Here is a 23,577-nt window from a genome sequence, read left to right as displayed (position 1 = left end):
TTAAGATACAAAAAACTTGAAAAATGACATTGGGATTATTACGAAAAATATCAAGAAGTTATTAGACAGTCTGACGTTTTGGCATAAGATTTGTTGCGTTTTATTTAGCTAAAAGTAAGCAAAATATTAGACAACTTTGTGCCTGCATATTTTTCCGAAGGAAAAATTTAGCAGCAATAAAGTTTATACAGTGTTGTAATTAGTAGATTTTTGATTTTATCTCTTTGTAAATTTTTTCTGTTAAATTCCTGTTTTTAATTTTCAAAATATCTTTCCTAATACCATTTTCATTCCTAAAGTGAATAATTAATTCAGGCATATCATATTCAACTTCAGTTGGATGTGCACCAGAGTCAAGAATTGTCCAAATGAAATCTCCAATTAAATTGCTTTTTGTTCTTTCTCTATTAATTCTTTTAGGCTTAAATTCAATTTTATTTATATTTTTTAGAGGAATTTCAGTTTCCTCTATATCCCCACTATAACTTTGATTTTCATAGAATAGACTTTCATTCAGAATTCCGATTGTATTCATTCCATCTAATTCATACTCAAGAAAGTCAATATTATTATTTTCCTTATTCATTTTAATTTTTCAGCTTGTTTAGTTTATTTTATCATTCAAACGTTTTGCTGATATTCCTACGTTTTGAAAATTCAAATTTTAATAAATTCAACAACTTAAAACTCTAAATTTAATGAGTTTGAGTGGATTCCACTATTAATTACAACTCGTTATATGTGGAACTTTTATCACTTTATACAGCTAATATAGCTGGCTATACACAAATTTTGTTGATGTATTACTATTACTATGCTAGCTTTTATTGTAAAAGAATAAAAAATCTTACCACCTGCAATATAGATAGATTTATTGTAAACGCTTCTGTAAGTATCGTAGCAATAGAAGTGCCTAAACTTAACAAATGGACACAAAAGCGAAAAGATAACACCCAAAACCTCGATTTCCCCCTTATCTAAAAACTTCTTGGATTAGTCAACAAGATGTATAGCGTTGGTTTATCTGTAAGGCATATATTTAGTTATTATGTGCAGGGATTATATTTTTAATAAATTCCATAATAGTTTCAGTTCTCAATCTTTTCTCTTTGGATGTGTACTGGTTTATATGATGAGAAAAAAGGACTAATGTATTTTCCAAATTAGTTTCCTCAATTTCATTTGTTACTCTTTTATTCGTTTTAATTAATTTCTTAATTTTATATAATTCTCCACAATAGAGGTTTTCAATAAATTCAAATTCGTATCCCATCCAGAAGGTTCCTTTATTTGAATATTTTCCCCAATAAGCTTGAGATTCTTTGTTTTTTACGATTATTACTTTCGGTTTTATTATTCTTTCAATAACACGTTGGCTTAAACTTATTTGTTTAGCAATAAATTCAATTCCAACTTTAGTTTTAAGAAATTCATTTTTTAAAGTTGATTGTATTCTTTCTCTATAATATAATATGTCCAAATATGCACTATTTTTTCTTAAATCTATATTTTCATTTAAGAGCATCTTTTTTATGGGATCCCAATAATTGTCATATTTTTCATTAAAAAGTGTCTTTTGAAAATCAAAGCCAAAACCCTTTTTCGGGTCTCCTTCACGAAAAGAAGGATTAATTCCAGTTATTAGAATATCTTTTTGTTTTTCGTTTTCCGCAAATACAAACCCTCTTTCTTTTACAAATTCAGGTAGTTCATTTGAATTATCATTATTCCAGATTTTTTCTAATTCCGATTTAATATTCATTAGCCTCAAATTTGTATTTGGTTGGGTTACTTGCACACAACGTGATTCAAGTAGACAGCTTCTCGGCACATTATGATTAGTTACATAATTTAAGCACCTAATTTAGCAAATAATTACTGAATAGAAAATCCGCTAGGATTTTCGTAAGTAAGCGAGAACTAGCAATTAATTATACACGTTGGAAAATTTTTTATGGTAATGCACTAAAAGTGAACATCACATTTTGGTCATATGCATTACTTTCGCGATGCCATTCATTTTTAGAAGTCAGAATACAATTTACAATAGATCTAATTCCTATTAATTCATTTGATATAGTAATATTCACCTTTTTACCATTATTTAAAACTTCAACACCATTTATGTTTTTCCATTTTAGAGTAAATTCTGAATCTTCAAATGAAGGGTCTGTTGTAATTTCAATACTGAATTTTTCTCCTAAACTAAATTTTTTCATGCTGTTGTCACTCACTCCTAAAATAGTGATATGTTGAACTACAGTTTCTTTTGATAAGATATATTCATTGCCAAGTGAATCGATAGCTTTAATTATAGTTGGTACGTTAAAGGTTTTGTTTTTATTTGTCATTTTGAAGTATTCTTTCACACATTCTATAAAATCATTGCAATAACAAACACATTGTTCAGATTCTCTAATTGATAAGTTATTGGAATGAGATAATTTATTTCTTATTGGAATTAATCTTGATAAAAATGTTCTAACCTCTTCTTTCCCATTTGGATACATAGATATTAAAAAAGGAGAAAAATATTTTTTATACAATTCAGGTTTACATAAAATATATATGATATCATCAAGCAAAAGAGCATCTACTGGTTTTTTGTAACGTAAAGAATCTTTAGATCTTCTTTTTTCAACATTTTCAATCAGTTCTTTTTTAAATAGATTTACTCCATTATTACTATGATAGAAATAGTTAGAACCAATGTTATCAGTCAATATTTCATGAATTACTAAACGAGCCCATTTTTCAAATGATTCTAAATAAGTTTTACAAATTGATCTTAATTCATTTTCACTAAAATTATAATACATAATATTGCTAAAATTTTTTCCAACTCCTTATATACAAAGCTTTTAACCTCTTACAAAGCCATCACGATCGGATATACGAGAGTTTTGTTGATGTATTAATTACCACGCTATCTTTGTATTGAAAAAAGATAAAAATTCTTATCACCTGCAATATAAATAGATTTATTGTAAACTCTTCTGTAAGTATCATAGCAATAGAAGTGCCTAAACTTAACAAATGCACACAAAATAGAAAAGAGTATACGCAGTACTTCTTCTGATCAGTAACACCCAAAACCTCGATTCCCCCCTTATCTAAAAACTTCCCGGATCAGTCAACAGAATATATAGCGTTGGCCTATCGGCACGCCATATACTTAGTTATTATTACCTGTAGTTTTTTTTAACTCACTTATAATTTCTGTACTCACCCAGTATATGTCCTGATTACTTGTGTAAAAGAGATATTTCCCATCTTTAGAAACGAATGGGCAGTATTCATAATGTTCGGTATTGATTTTTTTACCCATATTAACTGCTTTTGACCAAGTTCCATTAGAATCTTTGAAACTTATGTATAAATCACCGCGTCCAAATCCGTTATTGCGGGTTGAACAAAATATAATATAGGATTCGTCTGGTGATACAAAAACATCTGCTTCATAGTTTTCAGTATTTACTGCTTGACTCAGTAACACAGGTTTTTGAAATTCACCTTTCGAGAATTTAGAATAGTAAATATCGTGGTCTGTTCTTGCGGTATCTTTTCGTTGATGACCATTAGAAGCAAAGTACATGGTGCCATCATCTGTAAAAGAAACATAATATTCATCCCCACTTGTATTAATATTCGAACCTGCATTTATCGGTTCTGACCACCCGTCATCAAGCCTATTAACATACCATATGTCAACATCTTTAATTTCTCCTTTTCCATCTAAAGCTCTTTTGGATATGAAATACAATCTATTTTCATCGTTTGAAAGAAATGGGTCATTGTAGCTATATCTTTCGTGCGAAATAATGGTTTTTGGCTTAGTCCATCTACCTTCTTGTATCTTGGAATATCGAATTTCGTTTCTTTTTCCTACATCAACACCAAAATAAAACTCAGTTCCATTTTTGTTAAATACCGAACCGAACTCTTGCTCCTCGGTAGAAATGAAGTTAGGTGCAAATATTTTGGGATTTGTTTCAGGTTTTTCCAACCCCATATATTTTCCTTTCAGATTGAATTTACGAACAAGACTTTCATCTGCGCCACTAGAAATTAGAAATTCAGAAATATCTTTTGTACCTATTCTTTGTGAAATTTCCAAGGCTGTACTACCTCTTTGATTTTTAATGTTTATGTCAATTCCGTTTGTGATTAATTTTTCTGTAAGAGTCTTATTTCTGCTTAGTACTGATAGTTCAAGAAGTGATGCTCCATAGATAGACTGCCAATCAACATCTGTTTGTAATTTAATTAGATAATCAAAGTATTCTAAATTGTTGAATTGAACAGCAACGTGCAATGGTGTTTTTTCTTGATTATCGACTTCATTAATTTTTATCCCTTTTTGTATTAGAAAATCAAATATTTCTTTCTTTTTGCAGGCAACTGCCCAATGCAATAGAGATCTACCACGATTATCTTGTACATCAATTTCAGTATTTTTGAGCAAACTATCCAATCTCATCAAATTTCCTTGACAAACTGTCCTGTGAATATTTTGAGATGATATACTAGGATGAAAGATTATACAAAATATAATTATTAATAATATTCTCATTTTTTCAAAATTGCAGGTAACTCGTTATATGCGGAACTTTTATCCTCTTATACTGCCATTATGATTGGATATACAGAAGTTTTGTTAAATTATTACCACGCTAGCTTTTATTGTAAAAGAATAAAAAATCTTACCACCTGCAATATAGATAGATTTATTGTAAACGCTTCTGTAAGCATCGTAGCAATAGAAGAGTTTAAACTTAACAAATGGACACAAAAGCAAAAAGAGTATACACAGTACTTCTTCTTAAAGTAACACCCAAACCCTCGATTCCCCCTTATCTAAAAACTTCCCGGATCAGTCAACAGAATATATAGCGTTGGCCTATCGGCACGCCATATATTTAGTTATTGCCAGTAGTTTTTATTCAATTAGTTTAGTTAAATCCACACTCGTAATTTCTTCAAATATTTGAGCTGCTAATTCTGTGTCAATTTTTCCCATTCCAAAGCTTACAATTTTTCCAATAAGCATCATTTTCAAATCTTTTTTACTGATTTTTTTGCTTTTCCCTTTTAATTGCTCAATTTCCTCAAATATTATTTCTTGTCCAAAACCAAGTTTCTCAAGCTTTTCCAAAACAGAGTTAATTCGGTCGTGAAGTTCTGTAAGTTCTTTTAGAGAATAGTCAACATCGTCATCTGCTAATTCACTTTCTGGAACTTGGTAGTTGTCAAATATATTTTGTTGACGTTGAATTTCAGAGTTTAGATTCCGAATATTGCTCAATTCTGAACGATTAATTCTCTCTTTTTCCTTTAAAAAACTCAATTCCTGACTTTGTCTCTTTTTGGTTTCATTATCAACAGCTTTTGTCAAATAATCTTGATTTCGAGACAATTCTTTTCGTTTATCAGCTAGCTTTTTTTCAAAGTCAGCAACTTTAGCACTTACACGTATTAACTCTTTTGACTTACTGTCTATTTGTCTTTGATAGCTCTTAACTGTGGAAAGGTTTTTTGATGAAAAAGCTCTTTTAGATAAATCATTGATTTTAGAATTCAAATCAACTTCTTTTTTTCTTTCAACAACCTGCTTTTTCATTAAATCCGCAATTTGAGAATTTAGTTGGCTGACTTTATTTCTATAGCTACTTACTGACATTATTGGTTGGTTTTCAAATTACTGGCAACTTGTTTATATACTTAACTTTTATCACTTTATACAGCTAATATGGCCGGCTATACAGAAGTTTTATTAGCTAATAGCTACGCAAACTTTTACTATAAAAGGATAAAAATTCTTATTACCTGCAATATAGATAGATTTATTGTAAACTCTTCTGTAAGTATCTTAGCAATAGAAGTGCCTAGGCTTAACAAATGGACACAAAAGCGAAAAGATAACACCCAAAACCTCGATTTCCCCCTTATCTAAAAACTTCCCGGATCAGTCAACAGAATATATAGCGTTGGCCTATCGGCACGCCATATACTTAGTTATTGGGTATAGTGCTTTTTTAATTATATGTATATTTCTTTCCATCAATTGGTGGAATTGATTTTTTTGATAAAGTCAGTAAGCTATTTTTACTAAATTCAATCCATTTCTCTTTTTTATACTCACATTTAAATGAACTTGTAAATATTCCATTTCTCTGTTCAATCCGAATCGGATATTTCAAAAGAACATCTAATGTGTTTATAATTTCAGTCTGAGAATCTTTAATCCACTTTTCGTCGACATCATCCGAAGACGGTTTAAACATTATTTCATTATACCAAAAATAACTATCTGGATGCAAATTAGGAATTGCAAGGACCTGAGATATAGTCCATAAAGACTCTACCCAAATTTTAAATTTAAAAGATTTACAATATGGAGATTCAAACTCTAACTCTAACTCATTCAAAGTTGGTATTACATTAAAATCAATTTTTTTAAATCGATTCTGGAGAGTCTTTATAAAATCTTCATTTTTAACCTTCATCTTTTTGAGGGATTATACCCAACTCGTTATATGTGGAACTTTTATCCTCTTAAACAGCCATTACCATTGGATATACGGAAGCTCTGTTGGTTTATTACTACAATAGAATTTATTTTAGAATGATAAAATTCTTACAAAATGCAATATAGATAGATTTATTGTAAACGCTTCTGTAAATATCGTAGCAATAGAAATATCTTAACAAATGAACACAAAATCGAAAAGAGTATACGCAGTACTTCTTCTGATCAGTAACACCCAAAACCTCGATTTCCCCCTTATCTAAAAACTTCCAGAATCAGTCAACAAAATAGATAGCGTTGGCCTATCGGCACACCATATACTTAGTTATTACCTGTAGTGCTTTCATTTTTCCACAATTTTATTCAATTTTGGTTGTAAAACCCAAATTCCGACTATCATATACAAAATCAAGAAAAATTCCTTTGCATAATTACTAAAAGTCAATTCTTTATTTTCCTCTTTTTGTTTTAAAGATTTAGAAGATATTAATACGACTTTTACTATTGAAATAATAGCGATTATTCCGGCAGGAACTGAAATCAGTTTATTCATTTCTCCATAATTTCCAATTTCCATATTGTGGAAGTTAATAACAAATGGAATCATTGATATTATATAAATTACTGACCAAATATTCAGCATTTTTAATATTTCAGCATTTTTTTCATTCAACACTTTTCCGATTGAATACATCCAACCAAAAATTAGTCCGAAATAGATTATAAAAGAAATAATCCAAATATCAGATTTCATAAAAATTTGCATCTGAATACTTCCTAAAATCCAGATTAAAAACATTTTCCAATGTTTCAATTTCAAAAATATTTTCATTAATTGACGATGTTTTTTTGCATTACAGGTAACTTATTTATATACGTAACTTTTATCATTTTATACAGCTAATATCGCTGGCTATAAAAAAGTTTCGTTGGCTTATAGCTATACTAGCTTTTACTGTAAAATGATAAAAACTCTTATCTCCTGCAATATAAATAGATTTATTGTAAACGCTTCTTTAAGTATCGCAGCGATAGAAGTGCTTAAACTTAACAAATGGACACAAAATAGAAAAGAGTATACGCAGTACTTCTTCCCATAAGTATTACCCAAAACCTCGATCTTCCCCTTATCTAAAAACTTCCCGGAGCAGTCAACAAGATATATAGCGTTGGCTTATCGGCACGCCATATACTTAGTTATTAGCTGCTTTACTTTTTTCTATGATAGTATTCTTCAGAGTATTCAGAAGACAATGAATTAATATCTAAATTATGAGCCAATAAAAAGTCATTTATTTTGTCATCAGTCAAATCATTGATTTCATAATTTTTGAATTCCCTGAAAAAACCTTGAAAATTTAGTCTCAATTTTTTTAGCCTATTTTTTCTCATAATTTCAACTGAATGAGTGAAATTAGCATGATAGGGTAAATTCTTGGTAGGTATGATTAATATCCTTTTAACTTTTTTATCTTGGTATGATTCTTCAAACCAACCACAATGGGAATTCATTTGACTGGCTTCATGTTTATTTATTTCAGAACGAGTATCTAAAACTTCACTCTTACATTCAAACATAATATAGTTGTCATTAATACACCATAAATTATCTGGACCCTTTTTGAATTCTTTATCAGGTCTTTGGCTTAATAATCCTAATGCAAGACCAAGTTCTTGAAGAGATGATTCAAATTTTTCTGAAGGCATACCAAAAACTAATTCATCTGTTATATTGTTTACAGAAAGCATTAATTCCTCATATTTTGAATGCTTGTTAACCCATTCTTTTATTCTTGAAATACGATTTTGATTGATAAAACTAAGTTTCTTATAAACGATACCTCCTTTAGGATGTAAAAGTTGATAATTTTTTTTGAAAGCACTTTTTTGAGCTGTTGTCGACTCAATTTTACTTAGAGAGTATAAATACCTTGCTAAAGATTGTAAATACCAACCTTTTTCTGATTCATCCGAACAGTTGTTGTCGATTACTTTTTGAATTATTTGGCTTGCTTTTTCTGAATCTCCATTATAATGATAATTTTCAGCCTCATGCTCTAGTTTAAATAATTCTAATAGATGATTTTCTTTAGCTTCTGGAATTATTTCATCCATTTGTTCTTTATAGTATTCTTTCCAGCCTTCATCTCTAGTTAATGATTGTTTTAACAATGATGTAATAACTTTATATGGTTTATCTTCTTTTTCTAAATCTTCTTTGGCTGCTTCAGCAATTTCTAATCCAATTGCTATTTGTTGTCTTGTTTGAGACGAAAAGTATTTATTAGTAGCAGTGCTTTTTATAAATTTAACTAAGTCTCCTCCAATCAATACAACGGTACTATAGTCTTTTTCTCCTCTAACACTTCTTCCCAATCCTTGCTCAATTTTTTGAGCGATTTTTGTATTTATTACATCACTTGATTTTCTACAATTTTCTTCATATCTATCAGACAAAGACATAAAAAATGGTTTAGAATCAATGATTAATAATCTACAACTGTTATCAGGTAAATCAATTCCATCATATCTATTTACTATAACCACAGTATGTTCATGTTCACCTGATTTTAAGTGTTGTACAACTTCAAAAATATTACTACTATCACTTATTATTGAGCCAGCTTCTTCGTATTCTTTAGATAGCCTAAAACTAGGAACAAGAGAAACAAAACCAACTTTCTTCTTAGATGGAACAGCTAGCTTTTCGATAATAGCATCCCTATGCAGTGATTCATCTATTAATGAAGGAAGTAATAACATTTTTTCACCTGACCATTTTTGATTAGGGTCAATTAAAGGGTTTTTAATTGAATTAATATCAAAACCCAATCCCTTGATGAAAAATGAATCATCTTGAGTAGTTGCTGACATCAAGATTCTTTGTTTGGCATTATTAAAAGTTCCAAAATGATGCATTGGAATGTAATATGGTGTTAATTCTATATGATTTCCAGAAACAATGGCTCTATAATTATTAAGATTATTTTTCATTAATGGCCAAGCGAATTGTATGGATGTATTATCCTCATCACTAGAAAGAAGATTTAAAACTTCAGACTTTTTTTCTACCCAACTCCAATATGGTATTGGTAATATTGATTCATATTTTGCATTTTTTATATCTAAGAAACTTCCTTCACCTTGCTCTGATAAATCTTCGGAAAATAAATTGATAAATTCAGAATATAAGTTTTCCTCTTTTTTAATAGTAATTGTGAATGTAGATTTTAAAGAATCTATGCAAGCATGTGAATCGTCTAGAATTACATGGTCAACATTTATTGATTTGTTGTCTAGACCAAATATTGTTTTTCCATTAAAAACTTTCTGAACATGGGTAATCAATATTTTTTCTCCGTTCAAGAATGATTCTGGAATATCTCGTGACGAATCAAAAGTGCAATAAGGAATTCCGAATTTTTTAGCTTCTAAAATAGTTTGTTTAACAAGATAAATATTTGGACAGATATACAAACATGGTGAATTATTAGAGTTTAGGCGAGAATGAAGCATTAACAAACCTATTAATGTTTTTCCTTGTCCAGTATGTAATTTAATAATTAAGTTATTATCATTTTGCCTGTTTGCATACCATTCTTTTAATATGAATTCTTGAGCAGGTCTTAATGGTCCGGTTTCACTTTTTCTATCTAAAGAGTCGTAAATTTCAAGAGGATTTATCTTTTTTAAGATTACTTTTTTTCCTAATTTTTTTTTAAAATCTACCATTCTTTAATTTCTTTCAATTTTTTGTTTGTATTGTAGCTAACTCGTTATATGCGGAACTTTTATCCTCTTATACAGCCATTACGATTGGATATATATAAGTTTTGTTAATGTATTACTACGCTAGCTTTTATTGTAAAAGGATAAAAATTCTTATCCCCTGCAATATAGATAGATTTATTGTAAACGCTTCTGTAAATATCGTAGCAATAGAGGTGCCTAAATCTTAACAAATGGACACAAAAGCGAAAAGAGTGCACGCAGTACTTCTTCTCAAAGTAACACCCAAAACCTCGATTTCCCCCTTATCTAAAAACTCCCCGGATCAGTCAACAGAATATATAGCGTTGGCCTATCGGCACGCCATATACTTAGTTATTACCTGCTGGCTTTATTTTTTTTCTGGTAATTTCAAAATCGATTCTCCGCCTGTATCTAAAAACTCAATTTTTCTTGCACTTTCTTGAATGGATTTTATCAATTCTGAATTTTGTTCGTATTCAGGTGTTGTGGCTTCTTCCTCTTCAGGTTCGGGAAGTGGTTCAACTCTTATCTCTACGTTAAATCCTTTGTCAATTCTATTTGCAAGTTTGTTCAAAGAAATGGTTAATCCATTTTGCAACTCGTTTTTACGTCCATTGTCTCCATCATAATGTTCGTCCATTACCTCTTTTACTATTGCTTTAATTTCGTCTTTCATCATTCCGTTGGCGTGAGTATCAATAGATTTTGTTTTAGATGCCGGAATACCTTGTTCTTTTAATTGATTTCTTAAAAGTTTAATTTCTAAAATTCCTTTATAAATATTCAAAATTCTTTCTGTTGCATTTGAGAGAACATCTGCAACTTGTAAGGCTATAATTACATAAAGTAAAAAGTCGCTTGAAGAGATTGTTTTTACTTCGTATTCTTGTTTTTCTCCTGTTACAGCTTCTGAAATATTGTTCAGTATGAAATTCAATTCAGAAATTTCATCTTTAAGCTCTGAAAGTTTGTTGTCAACATATTCTCTCGGAATAGTATATCCAAGTTCACATTGTCCAGCTTCTAAATCTTCTTCTTCTATTCCAAGAGCCTTCAATCCAGTTAAAGTGTTTTTAATTGCAGTTTGGAAGGTTTGCAGATTATCAAAGATTTTCTTTATCTCTTCTAATGCATTTGCTGGTGTAATAGAATTTGAAGCAAGAATAGTCTCTATTCGATTTTTTAAAGGTATTCCAAGTTCAATTTCTCCACTTATTTCTGAAATAATTTCTTTCCAACTTGGTGAGTAATCATTGAATTTAGAATTTTCTAATGCTTTATAAAGATTATTTAAACTATTAACCAAATTGGTTTGATGAGTTGGCTGATTTGGTTGATTTACTTGATTTTGCAAATGGTCTCTAATTTGCTGAACAAGTGTAATAATTTTGTCCGTTTTTAAATCTAGGTCAAGGTCTATTAGAATTCTGTGTAATCTTTCTACATTCATTTTTTATTGGTTATTGTGTGTTCAGCTTGCAGGTAACTCGTTATATGCGGAACTTTTACCCTATTATACAGCCATCACAATCGACTATACAAAAGTTTTGTTGATGTATTACCACGCCAGCTTTTACTGTAAAAAGATAAAAATTCCTACCACCTGCAATAGAGATAGATTTATTGTAAACCCTTCTGTAATTGTTGTACCAATATAAGTGCCTAAACTTAACAAATGCACACAAAATCGAAAAGATAACACGCAGTACTTCTTCTCAAAGTAACACCCAAAACCTCGATTTCCCCCTTATCTAAAAACTTCCAGGAGCAGTCAACAGAATAGATAGCGTTGGCCTATCGGCACGCCATATACTTAGTTATTGTAAGCAGTTTTTATTTTAGAGTACTTTCATCAATCCAAGTTATACCAAACCTTTCACAAATTGCATTAAACATTTCTTTATCTAATGGTTTTGTTTTTCTTAAGGTTGAACTACCTATTTTCGCAATTCCTTTTCCAGAAAAAACAATTGGGTTTGAATATTTATGTTGCTCTAAATAATAAACGCATTTCGCATAAAAAAATAATACATCTTGTATTTTATAATCTTTACTAATGATTGAATTGTAATCTTCAATAATTCCAGAAGCTTCTTTTTTCATTAATTGTCCATCTGTAACAAATACAATATATAAGACTTTACCCAGACAAATATAAATTGAGCTGGATTGTAATATGTGTATGAAATTAAAAGATTGTTCCTCCTCAAATTCAAATTTGAAAACTGAACCAAAAGGGTCAGGATAGCAAGAGAATTCTCCAGTTATACAATGCAGATAATGCCTACTTTGTTCCAATGCATCATTTAATTCATAAATGTCTGATATCTTTTTTCCAGGGTTTTTTCTGTCAGCTTCTAAAAATGTGTCTTTTAGTCTTAATCCAAAATGCAGTTTATTAGCCCATCTCCAAATATCTTTTTCATCTGCTTTGTTGGATTTTATTTTCTGCTCTAATTGCCCATAAGTAACGTTATTACATTTTTTACAAGCAGGAATAATAAGTTGCCTATATTTTACATTCGTTTGATTGGATACTGTAATATCTTGATCCCAAAGATTAAATTTATTTTGAAGCCATTTTGGAAAAAGATGTTCAACTGTATCAGCTGGTTTTCCACAAACAAAGCAGTTTTCTTTTGTTAAATCAAATTCAATAAGTTCAGATTTTATTCCACCCACAGTTTATTATTATAAATTAATGCTAAATCTAATCCAAATCCAATTTAGAAAGACTATTAGAATAGTAGTTATTAAAACCCAAAACAGGTATTTTCCCCATAATGTATAAACATTGTGTTTTCGTTTATAATCTCCTTTTATATAGTGAGATATTAGTTCGAAAATGAATATTGGCCAAACGAATATTCTTAATAGAATCATTAGAGCAATTCTCCATCTTTGTTTTCCAAAACAGAGCATTATAAAAGAACTTGAACTAAATCCACCACAAATTTTCTTATATGAAAAATTAAAAGTGCTTAAGAAAAGAAATCCAATAAATAAGTAACTTTTATACCATTCCAATAATTCAAGGTCAAATAGTTTATCAATTGGAAATGTAATTGGAAAAAGAAAAAAATCTCTTATTTTTTTTACTAATTCCAGTCCAAATTTTATGAAATCAGCCCATTTAACCATAGCTGGAAATATATCGTCTCCAAAGTTTATTAGTCCGATAGCAGTCATTAAGACATTGAAAGGAAATAGAATTTTGTTAAGTGTTTTTTTCAATGTTTTTCGGTTTTCTCAAATTGCTTACAACTCGTTATATGTGGAACTTTTATCCTCTTATACAGCCATTACCATTGGATATACGGAAGTTTTATTAGCTTATAGCTACACTAACTTTTATTGTAAAAGTATAAAAAAACTTACCATCTGCAATATAGATAGATTTATTGTAAACGCTTCTTTAAGTATCGCAGCGATAGAAGTGCTTAAACTTAACAAATGGACACAAAATAGAAAAGAGTATACGCAGTACTTCTTCCCATAAGTATTACCCAAAACCTCGATTTCCCCCTTATCTAAAAACTTCCCGGATCAGTCAACAGAATATATAGCGTTGGCCTATCGGCACGCCATATACTTAGTTATTGCCACCAGTTTTTTTGTCAGAATGGTAAATCATCGAATAAACTTTCGTTTGTATCTTCAAAATAACTTGTTCTTGGTGACCATTTGGGCTTTTCGTTTCTAAATTGAATTCCAATAGTTTTATCTTCTTGGTTTAAAAAGTAATCTTGATTAAAAGAATAAATATCTATAGAATTATCAAGAATGACGTGTAAATGATTTTCATAATTCATAGACCTTGGGTAAACTCTCCATCGAGTAATTGGTCCTGGAATCGTAATAACTTGATTGTCACTTAATATAACAATTAGTGCATTTTCACATTCAACTATATTTCCAAAGTAAGCACTTCCTCCATTTGTGACTTTACCTTTCCAAGCTTGCAGATTAAAGGAAGTTAATTTTTCAAATTTCTCTTCTCCTTTTTCTTTGTCAGCATAGTTGTTATATTTAATTATTTCAAAACCACCATTTCTAGCTTTATATATTTTGTCTGCAATTCCCCAACTCACGAAATGTTGTTTTGATTTTGTATTAAATATTGTTTTATCTGTGAGCTTTGATTCAAAATTTCGTGCAATATCTAATTTACCAATTATTGGTTCTATATTATCCCATTTAAATGTTGCTAAAAATGACCCTTTTACAAGTGATGTATTATAAATGTTCAGATATGAATAATTTGAAAAAGAGGAATGCTCATTACTTATTTGATAAATTGGTTTTTTACTCTCTACTTTCTTTAAGTTTTTTGGTTGGGCTCTTGATGTATTTAATTCAAATAATCCTTCATCTCCACCAGATAAAGCAAGTTGAGGATATTTATTAGCTTTTATCGAAAGTAAATTACAATCCCAAAGTTTAGTTGGTCTTGAACTTACAGGATATTTTTCTGATTTCGCTCGATGAGCAGAACCTGAAAAAAGTCCTTTTTCGTGTATGAAATATAATTGATTACTGTAAATTTCAGTATCAGTAGGTAAAATTCCAGTTGGTGTTTCTTGTTCTCCAATAAGAAATTTCGCTAATTTTTTTTCTGTTATTTCATAAGTTTTACTTTCTACACGTTTGAACTTTTTTAACAATAAACGCTTAAAATCAATATCTTTAAATAACTCAATTAGTGAAGTCTTATAAAGATAATTACCATCTAAAAAACTAAAAGTTAAAGCTATCTTGTCTGTTTCTTTTTTTATTAAGCTTTGAACAATAGCAGACCAATCGTAAACTTTAAGTCCTCCATTAAAATCCCATAGGTATAATCTGCCACGATACATTTGGCAGTCATAATAATCTCCTTTTATACTTATTTTTAAAGGCTGCATATTTGTCCTCTTCTTATTTTATTCATTTTAGCTTTAGTTAAGTATCCTTGGTCTACCCAACTTTTAAGTACAAATGTTGGTGGTCTATCCTGTGACCTTCTTAAATAATCGGCTGGATAACCGTGCCATTTATCATTTTTATTTCCATCAACGAATTTCGCTAATTTAAGTGTTTCATTTTCAAAATTATGACCAATGTACTGTATAATTGAATCTATTACTTTTATTCCCCAACCATAGTTATCTTGAATCCATTCTGAAGTTTTTGATATTTTAAAACATTCAACTTCATCATTAAAGTCTATTGTCCAAACTGTTTTGTTCGGATTTCCAGTTGCTCTATGTTGTGAAGAAATAATATAAGTGGAAGTCAATTCCTCTTTTAATTCAATTTCAATTTCTGTATCTGTTGTATATGGCATTCTTAATGTTTCTTCAAATTGGTGGCAACTCGTTATATGTGGAACTTTTATCCTCTTATACAGCCATTACCATTGGATATACGGAAGCTCTGTTGATTTATTACTACAATAGAATTTATTTTAGAATGATAAAATTCTTACAAAATGCAATATAGATAGATTTATTATAAACTCTTATATCAGTGCCGTATCAATAGAAGTATCTAAAATTTCAAAGTGTTTGGACTAAAACAGAAGTCAGGATCTAAAGAAGTCAGGATCTAAAGAAGTCAGGATCTAAAAAAATTATTCAAACATTTCGTCTTTCCACTCATGTTTGAAATTAAAAAGCTCCGAAGGATGAACTTTAAGTCCACCAGATAGCTCAATAATTGTCCCAAATTGTATATTAATTTTACCCATTTCTACCTTACTAATGTAACTATTATCTAAATCACACTCTTTTGCTAAATCTCTTAAACTTAATTTTCTCTGTAAACGTAATTCTTTAAGACGCTTTCCAAATAGAATTAAAATTTTTTGCTTATATATTTTTTTCATATGCTCAAACGAGTAATGAAGTTGCTATAAATATTTTAAAAAATTGCGGTGTTTTGTTACCGCATTTAAATATTTATTCTATATTTGTATTTCATTACATATATTTGCGATTCTTCGTATAGAAAATATTTGAAGCTTTCGCTTTGATTCTCTCACTAGAAAACTGGTAATTTTTGCACTTGAGATGATAAGTAGATAGGCTCACGTACCCGGGCGTGGGCTCTCTTATCGGTGCATGGTATACCAGTACCTCTAGTGTGATAAGTTGAGTTCCGCGCCTTTTTGTATCCATACATTTTGGCTTTAATGAGGTGTTCGTCTCATTTTCTAAAGCAACTTCAACTAGGTAGAACATGCTAAACAGCTAAGCGAGGTATACTCCAAAACCAGCTATACACCATTTTTAAGGAAAAGAAAACGTCTAAAAACCCATTTGCCTATGGTAAAACCCTTATAAAAAAACCTCCTAACCAACTTTTGCAGGGTCATTAGTAGGCAAATTCCAATCAAACAACTTATTGTTCAACCTAACTCAAAATTATGAAAAATAATGCAATGTGTACAGGTAAGAATCTCTTATGCTGTATTTTTTATGGATTTCTTTCCCTTTTTTTTACAAATACATTCGCAAATACTGCCAATTTGCACCATACAACTGATACGCTTTTTAAAATCCAACAAACGGAGATCAAAGGCGTGATTACAGATACTCATGGAGTGCCCATCGTAGGAGCCAGCATTCAAATTAAAAACACCCACAAAGGCAGTATTTCCGATTTTGAGGGTCGCTATAGTATCCTTGCGAAGTCTACAGATATTCTGGTGTTTTCCGCACTTGGCTATGCAACACAAACCATTCCGGTTCACCAACGTACAACCATACACATGCAACTTCAAGAAAATGTTACGCTATTAGATGAAGTCATCTTAAATGCAGGCTATTATAAAGTAACCGAAAAAGAACGTACAGGAAGTATTGCAAAGGTGACACAAGCTGTGATGGAGCAACAACCGCTTTCCAATCCTTTGGGAGCATTGCAAGGGCGAGTAGCAGGGGTTGAAATTACCCAAACCTCTGGCATTCCAGGAGCAGGTTTTGACATCAAAATTAGAGGTCAAAATAGCATCCGAAGTACAGGAAATGACCCTTTGTATGTTGTAGATGGTGTGCCCTTTTCGTCCACAACTTTAGGCAATGTTCAAGTGTCGGGTACAATCATCCCAGGATTAGGAGTGAGTCCATTAAATAATATTCATCCCTCAGACATTCGTAGTATAGAAATTTTAAAAGATGCCGATGCCACTGCTATTTATGGATCTCGTGGTGCCAATGGCGTGGTACTCATTACTACTAAAAAAGGAAAAGCTGGGGACACAACCTTTCGCTTGAATGTATCGAGTGGATTCGGCAAAGTGACCCATACAATCCCACTTCTAAGTACCTCAGAACATATAGCATTGCGAAAAGAAGCCTATGCAAATGATGGTATTACCACGATACCTTCCAATGCCTACGACATTAATGGTACTTGGGACACCTCTAAAGAAACCGATTGGCAAAAAGAATTGATTGGAAACGTAGCACTTTTCACAAATATCCAAGGAGCTTTGTCTGGTGGAAATGACCAAACCACCTTTTTAGTAAGTGGAAACTACCAAAAACAAACGACTGTTTTTCCCGGAGACTTTCACAACAATACTGCCTCCTTTTTAACAAACTTCAACCATCGTTCAAAAAACGAGAAGTTACAGGTACAGTTATCGCTAAACTATGCTGTAGGAAACAACAACCTTGTAAGCTCAGACTTTATAAGGGAGGTTTATAAACTGACGCCCAACGCCCCTGAGCTTTATACCGATGATGGAACGTTGAATTGGGAAAATGGAACCTGGAATAATCCTTTAAGACAGCGGGAAGGCAAATACTTGTCCCATACCAAAAACTTAATAGGAAACCTTCTTGTTGGTTACAACTTGACGGAGAATCTGAAGTTTTCTACGAGTTTAGGCTATACACAAACCTACCAAAATGAAAAGAAAACAACTCCTTCTACGATATTTAATCCAGCCTATGGCAGAGGAAGTGAGTTTTCATCCATACGCCACAACGATACGCACAGAACCTCATGGATTGCGGAACCTCAATTACAATGGAATCTAAAACTAAAAGACACAGAGCTAAAAGCTTTGGTGGGGATTACCTTTCGAGAAGATCAAAGCAATCAATTGGTGCAATATGCCAGAGGATTTACGAGCAATAGCCTCATTGAAAACATCGCTGCTGCCAATACGGTTACTATTTTAAATAACTCTTTGAGTGATTATAAGTACCATGCTTTGTTTGCAAGAGTCCATATCAACCATAAAAGAAAATATTTAGTAAACCTAACAGGAAGGCGTGATGGTTCAAGCCGTTTTGGCCCTCATAAAAGATTCGCAAATTTTGGTGCTATAGGAGCGGCATGGATTTTTTCTAAAGAAAAATATATAAAAGACCATTTTCCAATACTAAGTTTTGGAAAACTAAGAGGGAGTTATGGAACTACGGGAAATGACCAAATTGGAGATTATGGCTATTTAAATACGTATACGATAAACCCTTCTACCTATCAAAATACCAATGGTTTGGAACCCAGTAGGCTTTTCAATCCTGATTTTAGTTGGGAAGTCAATAAAAAATTTGAAATAGCGCTAGAACTGGGGCTATTCAATGACCGTATATTTATAACTTCAAGTTATTATTCCAATCGATCGTCCAATCAACTCGTGGGTATACCGCTTCCTGGCACTACTGGCTTTAGTTCTTTAAATGCAAATCTGAAGGCTACTGTTGAAAACAAAGGGTGGGAGATCGTACTGAGCACCGTTAATTTTGATACGAATGCTTTAAAATGGACGAGCTCGGTAAATCTTTCAATTCCTAAAAATACCTTACTGGCGTTTCCTGATCTAGAAGGCTCTACCTATGCCAATAGATTGGTCATCGGTGAGCCACTAAATATCCAAAAATTATATCAATTGGAAGGGGTAGATTCACAAACAGGGCTCTATACGTTTAAAGATGTGAATGGGGATGGTATTATTTCTTCTCCAAATGACAATCATGTCGTTAGAAATCTAAATCCAGCATTCTTTGGGGGATTGCAAAATACTATTTCCTATAAAGGATTTGATGTCAATTTTTTGTTTCAATTTAAAAAACAATTAGGAAAAAGCTATGTGGTTACTGGGTTACCAGGAAGCCTAACCAGTCTGCCCACATCCTATCTGAATCGATGGCAAAAGCCAGGGGATGCCACACAAATTCAACGGTTGACCACAGGAGGAAATTCAGCAGCTTTAAATGCCTATGTAAATTATTTAAGCAGTACAGCCTCCATAAGTGACGCTTCCTTTATCCGATTAAAAACGATGGCGCTGTCTTATCAATTAGACAAAAGATGGCTCAAAGGCTTGAATTGCAAAATATACCTACAAGGACAAAATTTGTTCACGATTACTGGATACGATGGACTAGACCCTGAAACACAATCTTCCAGAACGATTCCCCCTCTAAAAATTTTTACACTTGGTACAACACTCACATTTTAAAAACACGATGATGAAATTTTTAAAAAAATGGCACTTTTATACAAAGGTATTTTTCTATATACTACTGCTATCTTCCTGTGAAGCATTTGTAGAGATTGATGCGCCCAATGACCAACTAACAGGAGATGAAATCTATCAAGAGGCTGGGACGGTTACTGCTGCGCTCACCAATATCTATGCACATCTTAGAGATGATGGCATCACCAACGGACGGCTGAATGGCATGAATAACTTGCTAGGTTTGTATGCGGATGAGTTGGATTTGCACAGTACATCTCTTCCACAAATTCAGTCTTTTTATTTGAGCAGTCTAGAAGCCTCCAATACGAATGTTTCCAATCTTTGGAAAAATAGTTACAATCTTATCTACGCCGCAAATGCAATTATTGAAGGACTTGAAAAAACTTCTGAATTAAAAGCACAAGAAAAAAAGCAATTTTTAGGAGAAGCTTATTTTGTTCGAGGCTTTTTACATTTTTATCTGGTCAATCTATTTGGGGATATCCCTTATATAGACACAACAGATTATAAAACGAACAGTAAGGTTTCCCGAATGCCCTTCGAGGAGGTTTATACAAACATCATAGCAGATTTGGTGCAATCCAAATCATTGCTGACTGAAAAGTATACGAGTAGCGAAAAAGTACGCCCTAATAAATGGGCTGCCTCAGCACTTTTGGCACGTGTCTATTTGTATCATAAAGATTGGCAAAAGGCTTTGGAGGAATCTACCGCTATTATAAACAGCGGAAGTTATCAATTAGAGCCAAATATCAATAAAGTTTTTTTAAAAACAAGCCCTGAAACGCTTTGGCAGTTTTCTACTGCTGCAAATGGATACAATACTTATGAAGGCTTTACCTTTATTTTTAACAGTGGGCCTCCAAGAACTGTAGCACTAAGCAACCGTTTAATTCAAAGTTTTAACTTTACAGATGGAAGGCTAGCCAATTGGACAAAAGCCATCTCAAAAGGATCCAACTCTTGGTATCATCCCTATAAATACAAAGAGCAAAAGCCAACTTCGACATCAAAAGAATATTCCATCATGTTTCGTTTGGCAGAACAATTTTTAATTCGTGCAGAGGCCAGAGTAAAACTAGGGGATGTATCTGGAGCTGTTCAAGATCTCAATACCATCAGAATTCGAGCAGGTTTAATAGCGACTACCGCTACCGATCAAGAAGCTGTGTTTAATGCAATATTACAGGAAAGAAGACATGAACTGTTTACAGAATTAGGGCATCGATGGTTTGACCTAAAGAGAACAGGGAAAGCAAGTAGTTATTTGCCATTGATAAAATCCAATTGGAAATCGACCGCTATTTTATTACCCATTCCAACATCGGAACTAATTCTTAACCCGAATTTAAATCCTCAAAACAATGGCTATTAAACTCCATCATACCTTTTTTCCATGTAGGAAAATAGTGCTCCATTTTATAGCTACGTGTAAACTTTTGCTTGCAATTGTTTTGTTAATCGCCTGCACTGAAATGGGGCAGGCTTACAATCATCTTTCAAAACATACAGTTGAAAATATTGAAAGATTCTATGATTCACAGGTTTCTGATGATTTTATAAAAGCGCATTTACAGGAGGAAAATATTTATTTTGAAATCAATAAAAAATTGCTAAACAAAGCCATGCTCTTTGTAAGGCACGGTGCAGGATACAAACAAGTTATATGGACTAAATATGAAAATCAACTTCTTTTACAAATCCCAAGGATAGCATCTTTGGCAGGTACAATCATCCCTGTGAATAATAACCCAAAGATTCTCGCAAATACCATCGGCATATTTCCAATAATCAAAGAGAAAAGCAATTCCAATACTTTTTATATTGAGGTCACGGACTTATTTCTAAAAAATACCGTAGCTTGGCAGCAGGGTTTTAAGGAAACGGTCATTTCAAATCTGACAGGTATACATTCTGTCAATTGTTTAGAAAATGAAATTATAATTCAAACGGATAGAGGTATTTCTAAAAAGAATATAAATCAAATCCTGTCTGTAGATTTTAGTTTTTTTCTACTGCCAACACCGATGAAGCCCCGTTTGTTTGATTATCGGATAGGATATACTGTAGAAGATGAATTCAGTGCGATAAATCGGCATCCTAAAAATGCAAAAGCCAGTATTTCAAGATGGCGTTTGGAAAAAAAAGATCAAAGCAAAAAGATTAGTGCCCCTATTAAACCCATGACTTTTTATCTGGATTCTAGCATTCCAAAAAAGTGGAAACCGTATGTTACCACAGGCATTTTAAAATGGTTGCCCGCTTTTGAGGCAGCAGGCTTTAAAAATGCAATTCAAATAAAAGAAGTGCCTGCCAATGATAAAAATTGGGCTGTAAATAGTGTCAATCATTCTATCGTTCGATGGGTCTCTAAAGAAAATATAAGAGGTGCTGAAAAAGGAGCTGGATCTACCGTTTCAAAAATTGTGGATTTTAGGTCTGGAGAAATTCTAAAATCAGATATCATCATTGGAACATCGTACGAATATCTTTCAGACAATTATTTTGTCAGATGTAGTCCAATGGATAAACGGGCACAACAATACCCTTTTCCAGATGATTTAATGGGCGAATTGATCCAATGTGTGGTCTCACATGAAGCAGGGCATGCTTTTGGAATAAAGGATGCTAACTTTGGGGAATATGCATATCCATTTGCTAAAATGAGAGATATGCATTGGCTTACAAAGATGGGGCATACGCCTAGTATCATGAACTATACAAGGCACAATTATATAGCACAGCCAGAAGATCAGATCCCGCCTTCTTTATTGATTCAAAAAGTGGGTCCCACTGACATCTATAACATCATTTGGGGCTACAAACCATTTTCAAATAGTGATGATCCAATGGAAGAGCTTCCTTATTTAGAAAAAATCATAAGACAACAAGATACGGTGCGCTGGTTTCGATATACCATCAGCAACCGTGAAAAGATAGGCCCCGCATTCAGCAATCAGGTCGCAGATAACAACAATCCCATACAAAGTACCACTTTGGGTTTAAAAAACTTACGGCGTGTCATGGACTTATTACCAAAGGTGACCAAAACTGAAAAGGATCCTCGTTTACTAGAGCGTTTATACAATCAAACACTGGAATTGTGGTTCAATGAAATGAGTCATGTGCTGATGCTTGTAGGCGGCTATACCGTGTATTATAAATCTGCGGATCAAAAAGGAAATACGTACACCAAGATTCCAAAGGCTATTCAAAAAGAAGCGCTGGATTTTTTAGTAAACAATGCTTTTGACAGACCTGATTGGTTGACAAATCCAAAGATTACCGATAGATTTCAATATACCGTATCTTTTGATAAAATTACCTTTTACCAACTAAAACTATTATCTGATTTATTGAATGCGGCAAGACTGAAAAGGCTCGAAAGAATGGCGTATGCTCCAGCATACTCTAAAATTATGGAAACTCTTTTTGCCAGCCTAAGAAAAGGGCTTTGGAAAGAACTAGATAAGGATACTGTTGAAATAGAAGCTTACAGACAAGAATTGCAAAATTTTTATATAGCGACTCTACGAAAGGGAATTACCAAACCAAAAAAATATATGGCGATCAGTCAAAATGATAAATTCTATAAACATACTGATTATACAAGAAGTAGTTTTATGTCGGAATTACGAATGCTAAAAAAGAAGATTACAGAAAACAGCAGTAAGGCGAAAGATGCTACGACGTATGGTCATTTAAAATTATGTTTACGGCAAATGGATAGCGTTTTAAATACTGAAAAATAAGGTTTTTTTAAAAATAAAAAAGAAAGGAGCTTTTTTTGAAAAACTCCTTTCTTCCCAACAATATA

The 23,577-nt window shown here is 32.0% G+C and carries 17 protein-coding genes; 4 read left to right on the top strand and 13 right to left on the bottom strand.

Annotated features, from left to right (window positions below):
- Positions 1-199: 199 nt before the first annotated feature.
- From Q0998_RS16965 to Q0998_RS16920, 10 genes are all read right to left on the bottom strand, one after another.
- Positions 200-586: a hypothetical protein gene (locus Q0998_RS16965; RefSeq protein WP_299672002.1), complete on the bottom strand. Its 387-nt coding sequence runs from the start codon at positions 584-586 to the stop codon at positions 200-202.
- A 453-nt stretch (positions 587-1,039) separates the two neighbouring features.
- Positions 1,040-1,762 (bottom strand): hypothetical protein, encoded by a 723-nt coding sequence (locus tag Q0998_RS16960; RefSeq protein ID WP_299672000.1) that lies wholly within the window; start codon positions 1,760-1,762, stop codon positions 1,040-1,042.
- 190 nt (positions 1,763-1,952) lie between these two features.
- A complete protein-coding gene (locus Q0998_RS16955; RefSeq protein WP_299671998.1) occupies positions 1,953-2,819 on the bottom strand; it encodes a hypothetical protein in 867 nt (288 codons plus the stop codon).
- A 356-nt stretch (positions 2,820-3,175) separates the two neighbouring features.
- Positions 3,176-4,573 carry an ankyrin repeat domain-containing protein gene (locus Q0998_RS16950; RefSeq protein ID WP_366943671.1) on the bottom strand — a complete coding sequence of 466 codons (1,398 nt, stop codon included), beginning with the start codon at positions 4,571-4,573 and terminating at the stop codon, positions 3,176-3,178.
- Between the two features lie 366 nt (positions 4,574-4,939).
- Positions 4,940-5,680: a hypothetical protein gene (locus tag Q0998_RS16945; RefSeq protein ID WP_299671996.1), complete on the bottom strand. Its 741-nt coding sequence runs from the start codon at positions 5,678-5,680 to the stop codon at positions 4,940-4,942.
- 355 nt (positions 5,681-6,035) lie between these two features.
- Positions 6,036-6,506 (bottom strand): hypothetical protein, encoded by a 471-nt coding sequence (locus tag Q0998_RS16940; RefSeq protein ID WP_299671995.1) that lies wholly within the window; start codon positions 6,504-6,506, stop codon positions 6,036-6,038.
- Between the two features lie 366 nt (positions 6,507-6,872).
- Positions 6,873-7,343 carry a hypothetical protein gene (locus tag Q0998_RS16935; RefSeq protein ID WP_299671993.1) on the bottom strand — a complete coding sequence of 157 codons (471 nt, stop codon included), beginning with the start codon at positions 7,341-7,343 and terminating at the stop codon, positions 6,873-6,875.
- Positions 7,344-7,738: 395 nt separating this feature from the next.
- Positions 7,739-10,261: a DEAD/DEAH box helicase family protein gene (locus Q0998_RS16930; protein ID WP_299671991.1), complete on the bottom strand. Its 2,523-nt coding sequence runs from the start codon at positions 10,259-10,261 to the stop codon at positions 7,739-7,741.
- Between the two features lie 388 nt (positions 10,262-10,649).
- Positions 10,650-11,732 (bottom strand): hypothetical protein, encoded by a 1,083-nt coding sequence (locus Q0998_RS16925; RefSeq protein WP_299671989.1) that lies wholly within the window; start codon positions 11,730-11,732, stop codon positions 10,650-10,652.
- Positions 11,733-12,115: 383 nt separating this feature from the next.
- A complete protein-coding gene (locus Q0998_RS16920; protein WP_299671987.1) occupies positions 12,116-12,964 on the bottom strand; it encodes a hypothetical protein in 849 nt (282 codons plus the stop codon).
- Between the two features lie 436 nt (positions 12,965-13,400).
- On the opposite strand from Q0998_RS16920, the gene Q0998_RS16915 reads away from it, so the two are divergent.
- The gene (locus Q0998_RS16915; protein ID WP_299671985.1) at positions 13,401-13,781 is read left to right on the top strand and encodes a hypothetical protein; all 381 of its coding nucleotides are present in this window, start codon (positions 13,401-13,403) and stop codon (positions 13,779-13,781) included.
- Positions 13,782-13,899: 118 nt separating this feature from the next.
- On the opposite strand, the gene Q0998_RS16910 is transcribed toward Q0998_RS16915, so the two are convergent.
- From Q0998_RS16910 to Q0998_RS16900, 3 genes are all read right to left on the bottom strand, one after another.
- Complete coding sequence (locus Q0998_RS16910) at positions 13,900-15,186, bottom strand: hypothetical protein (RefSeq protein ID WP_299671982.1); 1,287 nt, start codon at positions 15,184-15,186, stop codon at positions 13,900-13,902.
- Entirely contained in the window at positions 15,174-15,608 is a 435-nt protein-coding gene (locus Q0998_RS16905) for a hypothetical protein (protein WP_299671981.1), read from the bottom strand. The genes Q0998_RS16910 and Q0998_RS16905 overlap by 13 nt, the downstream gene beginning before the upstream one ends.
- Positions 15,609-15,893: 285 nt before the next feature.
- Positions 15,894-16,148 carry a helix-turn-helix transcriptional regulator gene (locus Q0998_RS16900; RefSeq protein ID WP_299671980.1) on the bottom strand — a complete coding sequence of 85 codons (255 nt, stop codon included), beginning with the start codon at positions 16,146-16,148 and terminating at the stop codon, positions 15,894-15,896.
- Between the two features lie 540 nt (positions 16,149-16,688).
- On the opposite strand from Q0998_RS16900, the gene Q0998_RS16895 reads away from it, so the two are divergent.
- The 3 genes from Q0998_RS16895 to Q0998_RS16885 all read left to right on the top strand — a co-directional run bounded on the left by Q0998_RS16895 (position 16,689) and on the right by Q0998_RS16885 (position 23,512).
- Positions 16,689-19,739: a SusC/RagA family TonB-linked outer membrane protein gene (locus Q0998_RS16895; protein ID WP_299671979.1), complete on the top strand. Its 3,051-nt coding sequence runs from the start codon at positions 16,689-16,691 to the stop codon at positions 19,737-19,739.
- A 10-nt stretch (positions 19,740-19,749) separates the two neighbouring features.
- Entirely contained in the window at positions 19,750-21,135 is a 1,386-nt protein-coding gene (locus Q0998_RS16890) for a RagB/SusD family nutrient uptake outer membrane protein (protein ID WP_299671978.1), read from the top strand.
- Between the two features lie 100 nt (positions 21,136-21,235).
- Positions 21,236-23,512, top strand: a complete 2,277-nt coding sequence (locus Q0998_RS16885) for a zinc-dependent metalloprotease (RefSeq protein WP_299671977.1) — start codon at positions 21,236-21,238, stop codon at positions 23,510-23,512.
- Positions 23,513-23,577: the final 65 nt, after the last annotated feature.

Origin of the sequence: uncultured Polaribacter sp., assembly GCF_947501385.1 — a bacterium.
In the GTDB taxonomy this organism is placed as follows: domain Bacteria; phylum Bacteroidota; class Bacteroidia; order Flavobacteriales; family Flavobacteriaceae; genus Polaribacter.
Note: the sequence above shows the minus strand (reverse complement) of the source record. Positions and strands in the feature narration are given on the sequence as shown.

Coding starts and splice junctions, on each gene's coding strand:
- Q0998_RS16965 (WP_299672002.1), bottom strand. CDS start 586: ATGAATAAGGAAAATAATAATATTGACTTTCTTGAGTATGAATTAGAT.
- Q0998_RS16960 (WP_299672000.1), bottom strand. CDS start 1,762: ATGAATATTAAATCGGAATTAGAAAAAATCTGGAATAATGATAATTCA.
- Q0998_RS16955 (WP_299671998.1), bottom strand. CDS start 2,819: ATGTATTATAATTTTAGTGAAAATGAATTAAGATCAATTTGTAAAACT.
- Q0998_RS16950 (WP_366943671.1), bottom strand. CDS start 4,573: ATGAGAATATTATTAATAATTATATTTTGTATAATCTTTCATCCTAGT.
- Q0998_RS16945 (WP_299671996.1), bottom strand. CDS start 5,680: ATGTCAGTAAGTAGCTATAGAAATAAAGTCAGCCAACTAAATTCTCAA.
- Q0998_RS16940 (WP_299671995.1), bottom strand. CDS start 6,506: ATGAAGGTTAAAAATGAAGATTTTATAAAGACTCTCCAGAATCGATTT.
- Q0998_RS16930 (WP_299671991.1), bottom strand. CDS start 10,261: ATGGTAGATTTTAAAAAAAAATTAGGAAAAAAAGTAATCTTAAAAAAG.
- Q0998_RS16925 (WP_299671989.1), bottom strand. CDS start 11,732: ATGAATGTAGAAAGATTACACAGAATTCTAATAGACCTTGACCTAGAT.
- Q0998_RS16915 (WP_299671985.1), top strand. CDS start 13,401: ATGAAATCAGCCCATTTAACCATAGCTGGAAATATATCGTCTCCAAAG.
- Q0998_RS16910 (WP_299671982.1), bottom strand. CDS start 15,186: ATGCAGCCTTTAAAAATAAGTATAAAAGGAGATTATTATGACTGCCAA.
- Q0998_RS16905 (WP_299671981.1), bottom strand. CDS start 15,608: ATGCCATATACAACAGATACAGAAATTGAAATTGAATTAAAAGAGGAA.
- Q0998_RS16900 (WP_299671980.1), bottom strand. CDS start 16,148: ATGAAAAAAATATATAAGCAAAAAATTTTAATTCTATTTGGAAAGCGT.
- Q0998_RS16895 (WP_299671979.1), top strand. CDS start 16,689: ATGAAAAATAATGCAATGTGTACAGGTAAGAATCTCTTATGCTGTATT.
- Q0998_RS16890 (WP_299671978.1), top strand. CDS start 19,750: ATGAAATTTTTAAAAAAATGGCACTTTTATACAAAGGTATTTTTCTAT.
- Q0998_RS16885 (WP_299671977.1), top strand. CDS start 21,236: ATGGGGCAGGCTTACAATCATCTTTCAAAACATACAGTTGAAAATATT.